The organism is Streptomyces sp. NPDC087859, from assembly GCF_044742595.1.
GTDB classification, from domain to species: domain Bacteria; phylum Actinomycetota; class Actinomycetes; order Streptomycetales; family Streptomycetaceae; genus Streptomyces; species Streptomyces canus_F.
In genome coordinates, this window is the sequence record NZ_JBIUUU010000013.1 from 299,931 (window position 1) to 313,123 (window position 13,193).

General features: G+C 73.4%; 9 protein-coding genes and 1 pseudogene. 8 read left to right on the forward strand and 2 right to left on the reverse strand.

Annotation, left to right across the window (positions count from 1 at the left end; genetic code table 11):
* Window positions 1-27 precede the first annotated feature (27 nt).
* The 8 genes from ACIOHP_RS31705 to ACIOHP_RS31740 all read left to right on the forward strand — a co-directional run bounded on the left by ACIOHP_RS31705 (window position 28) and on the right by ACIOHP_RS31740 (window position 11,509).
* Entirely contained in the window at window positions 28-1,188 is a 1,161-nt protein-coding gene (locus ACIOHP_RS31705; protein ID WP_401892903.1) for an AAA family ATPase, read from the forward strand.
* Window positions 1,185-4,721 carry a DUF5682 family protein gene (locus ACIOHP_RS31710; protein ID WP_401892905.1) on the forward strand — a complete coding sequence of 1,179 codons (3,537 nt, stop codon included), beginning with the start codon at window positions 1,185-1,187 and terminating at the stop codon, window positions 4,719-4,721. Before ACIOHP_RS31705 ends, ACIOHP_RS31710 begins: the two co-directional genes overlap by 4 nt.
* Complete coding sequence (locus tag ACIOHP_RS31715; RefSeq protein ID WP_401892907.1) at window positions 4,718-6,592, forward strand: hypothetical protein; 1,875 nt, start codon at window positions 4,718-4,720, stop codon at window positions 6,590-6,592. The genes ACIOHP_RS31710 and ACIOHP_RS31715 overlap by 4 nt, the downstream gene beginning before the upstream one ends.
* Window positions 6,593-6,752: 160 nt before the next feature.
* A complete protein-coding gene (locus ACIOHP_RS31720; protein ID WP_401892909.1) occupies window positions 6,753-7,262 on the forward strand; it encodes a SigE family RNA polymerase sigma factor in 510 nt (169 codons plus the stop codon).
* Between the two features lie 10 nt (window positions 7,263-7,272).
* Window positions 7,273-7,599: a hypothetical protein gene (locus ACIOHP_RS31725; RefSeq protein WP_401892911.1), complete on the forward strand. Its 327-nt coding sequence runs from the start codon at window positions 7,273-7,275 to the stop codon at window positions 7,597-7,599.
* A gap of 115 nt (window positions 7,600-7,714) precedes the next feature.
* Entirely contained in the window at window positions 7,715-9,409 is a 1,695-nt protein-coding gene (locus ACIOHP_RS31730; protein WP_401892913.1) for a dolichyl-phosphate-mannose--protein mannosyltransferase, read from the forward strand.
* 61 nt (window positions 9,410-9,470) lie between these two features.
* The gene (locus ACIOHP_RS31735; protein ID WP_401892915.1) at window positions 9,471-10,166 is read left to right on the forward strand and encodes a 2-phosphosulfolactate phosphatase; all 696 of its coding nucleotides are present in this window, start codon (window positions 9,471-9,473) and stop codon (window positions 10,164-10,166) included.
* 110 nt (window positions 10,167-10,276) lie between these two features.
* Complete coding sequence (locus tag ACIOHP_RS31740; protein WP_401892918.1) at window positions 10,277-11,509, forward strand: PP2C family protein-serine/threonine phosphatase; 1,233 nt, start codon at window positions 10,277-10,279, stop codon at window positions 11,507-11,509.
* Window positions 11,510-11,528: 19 nt separating this feature from the next.
* Here the strand turns inward: ACIOHP_RS31740 and ACIOHP_RS31745 are convergent, their stop codons facing one another.
* Together ACIOHP_RS31745 and ACIOHP_RS31750 are read right to left on the reverse strand one after the other, a co-directional pair.
* Window positions 11,529-12,911, reverse strand: a complete 1,383-nt coding sequence (locus ACIOHP_RS31745; RefSeq protein ID WP_401892921.1) for an L-serine ammonia-lyase — start codon at window positions 12,909-12,911, stop codon at window positions 11,529-11,531.
* A gap of 54 nt (window positions 12,912-12,965) precedes the next feature.
* Window positions 12,966-13,193 (reverse strand): annotated as a pseudogene (locus tag ACIOHP_RS31750) (serine hydroxymethyltransferase); the annotation flags it as partial.

The following is a 13,193-nucleotide window of genomic DNA, read 5'->3' on the forward strand; positions in this document are numbered from 1 at the left end:
AGACCGATCCACCGAGCAAGGACATCCATGCCCCTGACCGACACGGTGTCGGCCCTCCCGGCCCGGCAGACCCTGCCCGCCGAAGAGCGCTTCGCCACCGAACTCGCCTTTCTCGCCGCCCACGACGACGGCCCCCGTCCGCCCGGCTGGCTGCTGACACCCCGCGCCGTGATCACGTTCGTCTGCGGCAGCGGCGGCGAGGCGCTCAAGCTGCCCGAGGCGCCCGAGGCTCTGCCGGACGAACTGGTCATCGCCCCCAAGTTCGTCGGCGAACGCGCCCTGGTGGAGCGGTGCGTGGTCACCCTCGCCGGAGAACGCGGACTGCTGCTCGTCGGCGAACCGGGCACCGCCAAGTCGATGCTGTCCGAGCTGCTGTCGGCGGCCGTCTGCGGCACCAGCGCCCTCACCGTGCAGGGCACCGCGGGCACCACCGAGGACGCCCTGCGCTACGGCTGGAACTACGCCCTGCTCCTCGCCCAGGGCCCCTCCCCGCAGGCCCTGGTGGACTCACCGGTCCTCGCCGCGATGCGCGACGGGAGGGTGGCCCGTATCGAGGAGATCACCCGCTGTCTGCCCGAGGTGCAGGACGCCCTGGTGTCGCTCCTGTCCGACCGGCGGATGAGCGTGCCCGAACTGTCCGGCACCGACGACGCACAGGTCGCCGCCGCGCCCGGGTTCACCGTCATCGCCACCGCCAACCTCCGCGACCGCGGGGTGTCGGAGATGTCCGCCGCTCTCAAGCGCCGCTTCAACTTCGAGACCGTGCACCCGATCGCCGACGTCGAGGCCGAGACCGCCCTCGTCAAGCGGCAGGCCACGGCGGCCGTCGAGCGGGCGGGCGCGGCCTTCGGCGTGGACGACGCGGTCCTCGACGTCCTGCTGACCGTCTTTCGCGACCTGCGGGCCGGACGCTCGGCCGAGGGCTGGGACGTGGAGCGCCCGGGGACGGTGATGTCCACCGCCGAGGCGGTGCAGGTCGCCGTCTCCCTGGGGGTGGCCGCCGCCTACCTCCCCGGCGGCGACTCGCTGGACCTGGTCCCCGGTCATCTGCTGGGCGTGGTCCGCAAGGACGATCCGGCCGACCACGCGCGTCTCCTCGGCTACTGGGACGGCCCGGTGCGCCGCCGCGCCGAGGACGGTTCGGCGACCTGGCGCCGCCTGTGGGACCTGCGGGAGAACCTTCGGTGACCCTCGTTCAGGAACCGAGGGCGGCCCTCGCCGCCCTCGCCGACTCGGTGGTGCCGTACCTGCTGGGCGTACGGCACCACAGCCCGGCGCTCGCCGCCGCCGTCCCCGCCCTGCTGGACGCCTCCGGCGCCGAGGTCGTCTGTGTGGAGCTGCCCACCGACTTCCAGCCCTGGCTGACCCATCTCGGCGCGCCGGGCACCCTCGCCCCGGTCGCCCTGGCCGGGGCCGGCGAGGGCGACCGGCTCGGCTTCTACCCCTTCGCCGACTTCTCGCCCGAACTCGCCGCCATCCGCTGGGCACGCGAGCGTGGCGCCGAGGTCGTCTGCTGCGACCTGCCGATGTCCGATCCGCGCTGGAGCACCGAAGCCGGGGACTCTCGCGCACCGGCGGCCGAGGCGCCCACAGCGTTCGCGGCCGCGCTCACCGCGGCCGGCACGGGCCGCGACGGCGACGACATGTGGGACCGCAGCGTCGAGGTCCTCGCCCCGGGCTGCGCCCCCGAAGCCGTACGCCGGGCTGCCCTGGGGGTCGGTTGGGCGCTGCGCCGCGACGCCGAGTCGGCGGACGGGGTTCCCGCGGTGGATCTGGCGCGCGAGGCGCACATGCGTGAGGCGATCGCCCGTGCCGCGGCCGGCGGACGCCGCGTCGCGGCCGTCGTCGGAGCCTTCCACGCACCGGCGTTGACCGAAGGGGCCGCGACGCCCACCGCGGCGCCGGTGCCCGCGGCTGAGTGGCCGGCCGTCGTCACCTCCCTCGTGCCGTACGCCTTCGATCTGCTGGACTCCCGTTCCGGCTATCCGGCCGGCATCCGTGATCCGCGCTGGCAGCAGGCCGTGTTCACGGCCGGCGGCGATCCCGAGCGGTTGCACGAGGCCGCGGCACGGGCGATCACCGACGTCTGCCGTGAGCTGCGCGCGGCCGGGCATGTCGCCGGTACCGGCGAGGCCCGCGAGACGCTGCGCGTGGCGTGCGACCTGGCGCGGCTGCGCGGTCTGTCGGCTCCCGGGCGCGGCGAGGTGCTGGAGGCGCTGACGACCGTGATGGGCCAGGGTGAGCCGCTCGGCCGAGGTCGGGCGCTGGCGCGGGCGTTGGAGGTCGTCCTGGTCGGCACCGACCGCGGCCGCATCGCCCCGGGCACGCCCCGCTCCGGGCTCGGCCCGTCCGTCGAGGCGGAGCTCGCCGCGCTGCGGCTGCCGGGACCCGACGATCCCACCGGGCGTGAACTGCGGCTCGACCCGCTGCGCTCGGCGCTCGACGGCCGCCGCGAGATCCTGCTCCAGCGTCTCGCGGTGTGCGGAGCGGGGTACGGCGAGCCGGTCCAGGTGGCGGGTACGGGGGATGCGGCCGCGCTCACCACGCGGTGGCGCCTGTCGTGGACCCCGGCCGTGCCGGTCCGGCTGGATCTGGCCGGCGTCCGGGGCGTGACAGCGGCGCTGGCCGCCGAGGGGACCCTGCGGGAGACCTTCCGCAGGGAGTCGGCGGACGGCGGGCCCACCAGCGCCCTCGTTCTGGCGGCGCTCAGCGGCGCCGCCCGGTGCGATCTGCTGGAGCTGGTCGCCGAGCGGCTGGCCGACGCCGCCGAGGTGCTCCCCGCCTGCGCCACCCTCCCCGAACTCCTCAGCGGCCTCGACTTGTCCGAGGCGCTGCGGCGAGGCCATCTGCCCGGCACCACACCCGAGAGCCGGCGGACGGCCACCGAACTCGCCGCCGAACTGCTGGAGTCGGCCGTACGGTGCCTGCCCGGGCTGGCGGGCAGCGACGACCCGCAGGACGCGGACGCACTCGTGGCGCTCGCCTCCCGCGCGGGCGAACACCGCCTCGGACTGCGGATGGACGACGCGCTGGACGACCTCGCGCGCACCGGCTCCCCGCTCGTCCAGGGCGCCGCGCTCGCCGCCCGCGTCATGCTCGACCTCGACGGCACCGACACTCTCGGTACCCGTGCCGCGGGCTGGATCGACACCGCCACCGGGCCCGACGAGCGGCATGCGCTGAACCGCCGCCTGAGCGGTCTGCTCAGCGGGGCCGCTCCCCTGCTCCAGTCGGCGCCGACCGCGCTGGACCCGCTGCTCGACCGTATCGACACACTCACCGACCAGGGGTTCCTCGACCGGCTGCCCGCCCTGCGCGGCGGCTTCGACGCGCTCAGCCCGGCGGGCCGCGGCCGTCTGCTGGACACGGTGACCGAGCGTCTCGGAGACCGGCTCGACCTGTCGCTCGGCGCCTCACCGCAGCTGCTCGCGCTGTGGACGGCCGCCGACGCGGCGGGCCGGGCGGCGGTCGACGCGCTCCGGCCACCGCTGGGGACGGCACTCGCCCCGGCCGACAGCACCCCGCCCCCGAAGGCCGCGGAAACCGACAAGGCCCCCGACAAGCCCGTGTCCCGCCCTGAAGCACGACAGGGCGCCGCCCTCCATCTCACGCCGACCGACCGCTGGCGACTGCTCCTCGGCCGGGAGAGCGACAAGTTGCCGCAGGGCGCCCGCCGTTACGCGCACGCGCTCGACGAGTTGTACGGCACCGGCCGTGGCGAGGGCTCCGCGGACCTCGGCCGCGAGGGCGGCCCCGGCGGCGGTCGGGACGCCTCCTTCCCGACCGCCCGTGAGTGGGCCGAGGAACTCGACGCGCTGTTCGGCACCGACGTCCGCGAGGAGGTGCTGGCCCGGGCCGCCGACCAGGGCCGCAGCGACGTCCTGGCCGAGCTCGACCCGAAGTCGGTCCGTCCCTCGGTCGACCTGCTGTCGTCCGTGCTGTCCCTGGCCGGCGGGATGCCGGAGCAGCAACTGGCCCGGTTGCGCCCGCTGGTGCGCCGCCTGGTCGACGAGCTGGCCAAGGAGCTGGCCACCCGGCTGCGTCCGGCGCTGACCGGGCTGGCCACCCCACGCCCGACCCACCGGCCGGGCGGCCGGATCGACCTGCCGCGCACCCTGCGGGCCAACCTCGCCCACACCCGCACGACCGACGACGGCCGCACCCTGGTCGTCCCGGAGCGGCCGGTGTTCAGCACCCGCTCGCGCAGGGAGGCGGACTGGCGGCTGATCCTGGTGGTCGACGTGTCCGGGTCGATGGAGGCGTCCGTCATCTGGTCGGCGCTGACCGCGGCCGTGCTGGGCGGAGTGCCCACGCTGAGCACGCACTTCCTCGCCTTCTCCACGGAGGTGATCGACCTGACGGAACGCGTCGACGACCCGCTGTCGCTGCTCCTGGAGGTGCGGGTCGGCGGCGGCACGCACATCGCGGCGGGGCTGGCCCAGGCCCGTTCCCTGGTGACCGTTCCCAGCCGGACCCTCGTGGTGGTGGTCAGCGACTTCGAGGAGGGATATCCGCTCGGCGGCCTCCTCGGCGAGGTACGCGACCTCGCGAGCTCCGGCGTCCATCTGATGGGCTGCGCCGCCCTGGACGACACCGGCAGTCCGCGCTACTCGGTCCCCGTGGCGCAGCAGCTCGTCGCGGCCGGGATGCCGGTCGCCGCCCTCAGTCCCCTCGCCCTCGCCCGCTGGGTGGGCGACCGCCTCCGCGGAGAGACCCGATGAACACCGAACTGCCCCCCGTGGCACCCGAGGTGGTCGCCGCCGCCGTCGAGCAACTGACGTCCCGGCTGCGCAAGAAGCTGGACGCCGCGATCGAGACCTACGCGACGCTGCCCGTCACCGCCGACGGCACCGTACGGCGGGTGCGATGCGGTGAGGACGCCGAGGTGACCCTCACGCCCGGGCCGTCCGGCGCGGTCACGGAGGACGGTCAGGCGCAGTGCAGCTGTCTGCTCGCGCCCCGGTGTCTGCATCGCGCGGCCGTGCTCGGTGCCGCTCCGGTGGCCGACGCGGACACGGTGGCCGAGACGCCGGAACCCTCGTCCGACGGGGCCGATGTCAAGGCGATCCCTCCTGACGAAGGTGCCGGGACAGCGGACGCCCGTGAGGCGGATGCGCCGCCGGTGGGACCGACCGATGCCCAGGTGTCAGCCGCGACGGGTCTTTGGGACGCGGCCGCCGCTGTGCTGGCCGCCGGGGTGCCCGGCGCGGGGGCCGTACCGCAGGCCGAGTTGCTGCGGGCCGCGCACACGGCCCGGCTCGCCGGGCTGCACCGTCCCGAGGCGGCCGCGCTGCGGGTGGTGCGCGCCGTGCGTGCGGCGCGCGCCCGCCACGACGGCCACCGGTTGGCCGACCTGGTGGCCGCTCTGCGGGAACTGCTGCTCACCAGCGGCCTGTTGGCGGCGTCCGACCCCGACCCGGCGCTGGTCGGCACCGCCCGGCGCGGCTACCGGCCGGGGGGCGGCCTGCGTGTCCACGGGGTGTGCCGGGAGCCGGTGATCTCCGCCACCGGCTACGGCGGGGTCGTCACGCATGTGCTGTCCGACGAGGGGCGCTGGTTCTCCGTGGCCGACGTCAGACCCGGTGGCCCGGCCCGGGCGCGGGGTGCCGCCACGGCCACCGTGGCGCTCGGCTCCGGCGGCCTCGATCACGCGCGGCTCTCCCGGGGCGGGTTGCTGATCTCGGGCGCGACGCTCTCACCGGACGGCCGCCTCGGCGCCGGGAAGGGCGTACGGGCCACCCCGGTCACGGGCCTGTCGTGGACGTCGGGCCCGCTCGCGCGGCTGTTCTCCCGCCCGTTGGCCGAGGCCGCGGCGACACGCTTCACCGGCGCAGGGACGACCGAGCCGGAACAGGCCGGGCAGACGGCCGGCGAACTCATCGGCTGTGACGTGGTCATCGTGGGAGCGGCCGAAGACCATCTGTTCGCCCGGGAGTTGCCCGCGCAGGAGGCGGACGGTGAGGGTCTGGTGATCCGGCTGGTGCCGTCCAACAGCCACCCCGACCTGGCGCATGCGGCCAACTTCCGCAAGCTGGCCTCGCGGCCCGGTTTGCGGTTGCGCGTCGTCGGGCGTCTGGACCCGGCCCGTGCCGCGACACTGCGGCCGCTGGCGGTCGGTCCCGTGCCGGACGGCACGGCGACCCTGCGTCTGCCGACCGAGTGGGCGGGGCATGCCGATCTGGGCTACGACCGCCTCGAAGGCGCGCATTTCCCGCCGGCCGACGAACTGCCGTCGGTGGAGACCCTGTCCGCGTTCCCGCCGGATCCGGTGGCCGAAGCGCCCCTGTGGCGGCTGCGACGGCTGGTCGAGGTCGCTGTGTCCGGGGGCCGGCGGACCGCCGCCGAGCCCGCACGCGACGGCGACCGGGCGTCGGGAACCGCGGCCCTTCGGCGTAGCGGCTTCCGGGCCGCGGCCGACCTGGCGGACGCGCTCGCGGCGGAGGCCGACCGCCGTGGCCGCGATGTGTTCGGCCGGACCCGGCAGGCCGATCCGGGTGGGTACGCACGGGTGTGGCTCGCCGCGGCCGTCTACCTGTCCGGCACCGAACGGGCCCTGGTCGAGGCGACTTGGCGGCCACCGGCTGCCGCATGACCACCGGGCCGTTCACCCCGACCGGGGCACAGGGCCCCCGCGAACCGTGCATGTGACCCACGCCACATCGCGGAAGTGCATAGCGGGGCGGGGCCCAGCGTCTTGTTAAGGGTGACAGCGGCGGAAGCCGGCGTGTTCGGCAGGGGGTTGGGGGGCGGCGTTGACGGGGCAGCAGCGGGCCGTTGAGTTCGACCGGTTCGTGGCTGCCCGGTGGTCGGCCTTGCTCCACCTGGCGCGGCTGCTCACCGGTGGGGACCGGCACCGGGCCGAGGACCTGTTGCAGGAGGCGCTGGTCAAACTGTGGTTCGCCTGGCCGAAGGTGGCCGACCAGGCGCCCGAGGCCTATGTGCGCAAGGTCCTGGCACGTGCCGCGGCACGCTCGGCACGGCGTCGATGGTGGGGCGAGCACCCCGTCGACCAGCTGCCCGACCCGCCCGGGGCGGGAGACGAGACGGCCGCGGTGGACGAGCGGACCCGGCTGGAGGCCATGTTGGCGTTGCTGTCGGCACGGCAGCGGGCCGCGGTGGTGCTGCGCTACTACCAGGACCTGCCCGAGCGGGACGTCGCGGAAGTGCTCGGGTGTCCGGTGGGGACCGCCCGTTCACTGACGGCGCGCGGGGTCGCACGGCTGCGGCGGCTTCTGGCCGAGGCAGTCGAGCCGGTCGAGTGAAGGAGGAACAGTGGATCGCTTCGAGCAGGAGCTGACACGCATGATGCGTGACGGCCACACGGACAGGCCCTACGAGGACCGGCACCGATACCGGCTGCAAGCCGGCGTCCGTGCCCGGCAGCGGGCCCGGGCCGCCTGGATGGCCACCGCATCGGTGCTGACCATCGCCGGACTCGGCATCGGGCTGCTGCTCCTGGCGAGCTCCGTCGCCCAGGGCGGACCCCACACGAGGCAGCCCCGCCCCGTCACCTCCGCCGAGTCGGTCCCGACGCCGTCGACGGTCCTCCCCGCCTCCACCGCTCAGGTAGGGGCAGGTTCGAGCGGCCCCGCTCGCTGAGGCCGAGCCGGCTAGGCCCTCGCCGCCCGCCAGGCGGCTGACGCCCGCTCGTCCCGCTCTCCACGAACAGAAGGCTCACCAGGTGTTCCACAAGAACGCGCCCACGTCCGTCGGCATGCCCCGAATCGATCAGGCCGGTCACCGGGAGGCCTCCTGGGAGCAGCGGCTGCGCGCCTTCGGATACGCGGGACGCCGGCACACATCCGTGCGCGACCGCCTGGTCGTGCCCTTTCCCGAACCCGGGTCACGGCCGTGGCGCAGGCTCGGGCTGTCGCCCGCGGCGGCGCTCCGGCCGGACCGCTGGTCGGGATGGGGCGGGCCCCTGCTGGTGGCGCTCCTTTCCGGACTTCCGCGCTTTTGGCGTCTGGGCAGCCCGCGCACGCTCGTGTTCGACGAGACGTACTACGCCAAGGACGCCTGGTCCCTCCTCCGACTGGGCTACGAGGGCACCTGGCCGGACCGCAAGATCGCAGATCCGCAGATCCTGGCCCATCCCCAGGTGATATCGCTCTCCGACACCGGGTCCTTCGTCGCGCACCCGCCGACGGGCAAGTGGGTGATCGCTCTCGGCGAGTGGATGTTCGGTCTCACCCCGTTCGGCTGGCGCTTCATGACGGCGGTCCTCGGCACGCTGTCGGTACTGATGCTGTGCCGCATCGGGCGCCGGCTGTTCCGTTCGACGCTGCTGGGCTGCCTGGCCGGGGCACTGATGGCGGTGGACGGTCTGCATTACGTCATGAGCCGCACCGCTCTGCTCGACCTCGTCCTCATGTTCTTCGTCCTGGCGGCGTTCGGATGCCTGCTCATCGACCGGGACCACGCACGGGCCCGGCTCGCGGCGGCCCTGCCCGTCCCCGAGGACGGTCGTGTGCGCCCGGACGGACACACCGGTGACCATGCCGGAACGGGACTGCGTCCCTGGCGGATCGCGGCCGGCCTCTTCCTGGGACTGGCGGCCTCCACCAAGTGGAACGGCCTGTACTTCCTCGCCTTCTTCATGGTCCTCACCCTGCTGTGGGACGTCGGGGCCCGCCGGGTGGCCGGGGCCCGCCGCCCCTACCGGGCGGTGCTGCGCAAGGACCTCGGCCGGTCGGTGCTGTCCCTCGTTCCGGTCGCCGTCGTGACGTACCTGGCGACATGGACCGGCTGGTTCCTGTCCGACAACGGCTACGGACGCCACTGGGCGGACGGCCGCGGCGGCACGTGGTCGTGGATCCCGGCTCCGCTGCGCAGCCTGTGGCACTACGAGTACGGGGTGTACCAGTTCAACGTGGGGCTGCACACGCCCCACAAGTACGAGTCGAACCCCTGGAGCTGGCTGGTCCTCGGCCGCCCGGTGCTGTTCCGCTACGAGTCGCCGAAACCCGGGACGGAAGGCTGCCGCACAGCCACCGACTGCACGCAGACCATCCTCGCCCTGGGCACGCCCCTCCTGTGGTGGTCGGCGTGCTGCGCCCTGGTGTACCTGCTCTACCGATGGGCGCTGCGCCGCGACTGGCGCTCCGGCGCTGTCCTGTGCGCGGTGGGTGCCGGCTATCTGCCCTGGTTCCTGTACCAGGACCGCACGATCTTCTCCTTCTACGCGGTCGCCTTCGTGCCGTACCTGTGTCTGGCCGTCACGATGATGCTGGGGGCCCTGCTGGGTCCGCCGGGAGCGACCGGCGAGCGCCGCACGGTGGGGGCGGTGACCGCAGGCGTGCTCGTGCTGCTCATCGCGTGGAACTTCATCCACTTCTTCCCCGCGTACACCGGGCAGACGATTCCGTACGCGGACTGGCGCGCCAGGATGTGGCTCGACAGCTGGATCTGACTCGCGTGATGTGGGTCACTCGCCGGGTGCCGCAGGTCGGACGTGCTCGATCATGATCCGAATGGACGCCCACTTTCTTGGCATCACCGAGCTGGTCGAGACACCGTCCGTGGCGGTCGTGGTCGACGTCATGCGGGCCTTTACCGTGGCCGCCTGGGCCTTTGGCCAAGGCGCGGAGAAGATCGTTCTGGCTGAGTCGCTGGACGATGCCCTGGCCCTCAAGACCCGCCACCCGGACTGGGTGGCGCTCAAGGACGGTCCGCCCGCGCCCGGCTTCGACACCGTGAACTCGCCGGGCATGCTGCGGTCCATGGACCTCGGCGGACGGACCGTCGTGCAGAAGACCACGGCGGGGACGGTCGGCGCCCTCGCGGTCAAGGACGCGTCGCTGGTGCTGTGCGCGAGCTTCGTGGTGGCGGAGGCGACGGCTCGGCTCCTGCGGACACGCAAGAGTGACAGCGTCACCTTCGTGGTCACCGGCGAGGGTGGACAGGCCGACGAGGATCTGGCGTGTGCCCAGTACATCGCCCGGAGGGCCACCGAGGCGGGAACGGATGCCTCCGAGTTCCTCCGCCGCGCCGCCGAGTCCCGCGCGGCAGCCGAACTGACGCAGGGGGTGCGTCAAGGGGTCCACCCCGATGACGTCGCACTCTGTCTCGAACTCGACCGTTTCCCCTTTGCCATGGTGGCGGCCCTGGAGGACTCCCTGATGGTCCTTCGCCCGGACCTCGCGTCTTGTCCGGGCGACGACACCTAGATCTGATCGCCGACGGGGCCCGGGTAGTCCATTCCCCGGGCCCCGTGGCCTGTTCGCTTCTATCGTGGAACGGCACAGTGACGCTCGGCGCCGAGGCAGGCAGGCAGCAAATGGCGGAGGAACCGCAGATCGACTATGCGGCGGTATTCAGGGCTCTGCCCGGCATGGTGGCACTGCTCACCCCCCAGCTGGTGTACGTGGACGCCAACGAGGACTTCCTCCGGCTGGCCGGACGCACCCGCGAGCAGCTGGTGGGCCACTACATCTTCGACGTCTTCCCCGAGAACCCGAACGACGCGGCCGCGGCCGGTATGCGCGAGACGCGGGAGTCGATGCTGCGCACCGCTGCCACCGGTGAACGCGACACCATGGCGCTGCTCCGCTACGACATCGAGGATCCCGCGCACCCCGGCCGCTGGAAGGAGCACTACTGGAGCCCGGTCAACGCCCCCGTCCACGACCCCGACGGGCAGGTCACGCTGATCGTGCACCGGGTGGAGGAGGTCACCGAGCTCATCCGCGCCTTCGGCGGCCCGGACGGCGACCGGCGGTCCCGGGTGCTGGAGGCCGAGCTGTACACCCGCGCGCGGGAGCTTCAGCAGGTCAACGAACGTCTGCGCCAGGCACACGACCGCGAGCGTGAGGTCGCCCTGGCCCTGCAGGCGGCCATGCTGCCCGACCCCAGACCCCTTGAACACCGCAAAGCGGCGGTCCGCTACCGGCCCGCCGTCGGCGCCCTGAACGTGTGCGGCGACTGGTACGACGTGGTCGAGCTGCCCGGCGAGGGCCTCGCGGTGGCGGTGGGTGACGTCGTCGGTCACGGCCTGGCGGCCGCCTGCGCCATGGGACAGCTGCGCAGCGCCCTGAGCGCGGCCACACGCGTCGCCGACGGCCCGGCACAGGCACTGGAGGCCCTCGACATGTACGCCCGCTCCGTCGACGGCGCCGAATCGAGCACAGCGGCGACGACCTTCATCGACTGGGACGACCACACCATCACCTACAGCTGCGCAGGGCACCCGCCGCCCGCCCTGCTCCACCCCGACGGCACCGTGTCCTTCCTCGACCGGGCCACCGACCCGCCACTCGCCGCCCGTCCCCGCTCCGCCACGCGCCCCCAGGCCCAGACACCCTTCACCGAGGGCGCCACCCTGGTCCTCTACACCGACGGCCTGGTCGAACGCCGCACCGAGGACATCGACGCCGGACTGGCCCGCCTCGCCGACTCCCTCATCCACCACCAGCACGCCGCCCCCGAGGCCCTGGCCGACGCCCTCCTCACCGACCTGCTCCCCCACACCGGCAACACGGACGACACCGCGCTCATCGTCCTACGGCTGTGACCCGTCCCCTGGCCCGGTCTCAGCACTCGATGACGTTGACGGCGAGGCCGCCGCGGGCGGTCTCCTTGTACTTGACCTTCATGTCGGCGCCGGTCTCCTTCATCGTCTTGATGACCTTGTCGAGGGAGACGTGGTGCCGGCCGTCGCCCCGCAGGGCCATCCGCGCGGCGGTGACCGCCTTGACCGCGGCCATGCCGTTGCGTTCGATGCAGGGGATCTGGACGAGGCCGCCGACGGGGTCGCAGGTCAGACCGAGGTTGTGTTCCATGCCGATCTCGGCGGCGTTCTCGACCTGCTCCGGAGAGCCGCCCAGCACCTCCGCGAGACCGCCCGCGGCCATCGAGCAGGCGGAGCCGACCTCGCCCTGGCAGCCGACCTCGGCGCCGGAGATGGAGGCGTTCTCCTTGAACAGCATGCCGATCGCCCCGGCGGCGAGCATGAAGCGGACGATGCCGTCCTCGTCGGCGCCCGGCACGAAGTTGAGGTAGTAGTGCAGGACGGCCGGGATGATGCCTGCGGCGCCGTTCGTCGGGGCCGTGACGACCCGTCCGCCCGCCGCGTTCTCCTCGTTCACCGCCATCGCGTAGAGCGTGATCCACTCCATCGCGTGCGCCAACGGATCGCCCTCGCTGCGCAGTTGACGAGCCGCCGCAGCAGCCCGGCGACGCACTTTCAGACCACCGGGGAGGATGCCTTCGCAGGACATCCCGCGCGACACGCACCCTTCCATCACCCGCCAGATCTCCAGCAGGCCCGCGCGGATCTCCTCCTCCGTGCGCCAGGCCTTCTCGTTCTCCAGCATCAGCGCGGAGATCGACAGACCCGTCTCCCGGGTCAGCCGCAGCAGTTCGTCGCCCGTGCGGAACGGGTGGGCCTGCGCGGTGTCGTCGGCCTTGATCCGGTCGGTCCCCACGGCGTCCTCGTCGACCACGAAGCCGCCGCCCACCGAGTAGTACGTCTTCTCCAGCAGCGGGACCCCGTCGGCGTCGTACGCGAAGAGGGTCATGCCGTTGGCGTGGTACGGCAGCGAGCGCCGACGGTGCAGGACCAGCTGGGTCGAGGCGTCGAAGTCGATCTCGTGGGCCGCGCCGATCTCGGCACCGAGCAGACGGATGCGCCCGCTGCCGCGGATCCGCTCGACGTCCAGGTCGGCCTGGGCCACGTCGACGGTGTGCGGCTCGTTGCCCTCCAGGCCCAGCAGCACCGCCTTGGGGGTGCCGTGGCCGTGGCCGGTGGCACCGAGGGAGCCGAACAGCTCCGCCCGTACCGCGACGGCCGGAGCGAGCAGGCCGTCCGTCTTCAGCCGGGCGGCGAACATCGCGGCGGCGCGCATCGGTCCGACGGTGTGCGAGCTGGACGGGCCGATGCCTATGGAGAACAGGTCGAAGACGCTGATTGCCACGCTGTACTCCATGGGTTGATGGGCGAGGGGCGTGCCCTTGCGGGAGATGGTCGGTTACAGGCCGGGGTACAGCGGGTGCTTGTCGGCCAGCGCCTTGACCCGGGCCTTCAGGTCTTCGACGTCGTAGGACGGCTTCAGCGCCGAGGCGATCACGTCCGCGACCTCGGTGAAGTCCTCGGCCGTGAAACCACGCGTCGCCAGCGCCGGGGTGCCGATCCGCAGGCCCGAGGTGACCATCGGGGGACGCGGGTCGTTGGGGACGGCGTTGCGGTTGACGGTGAT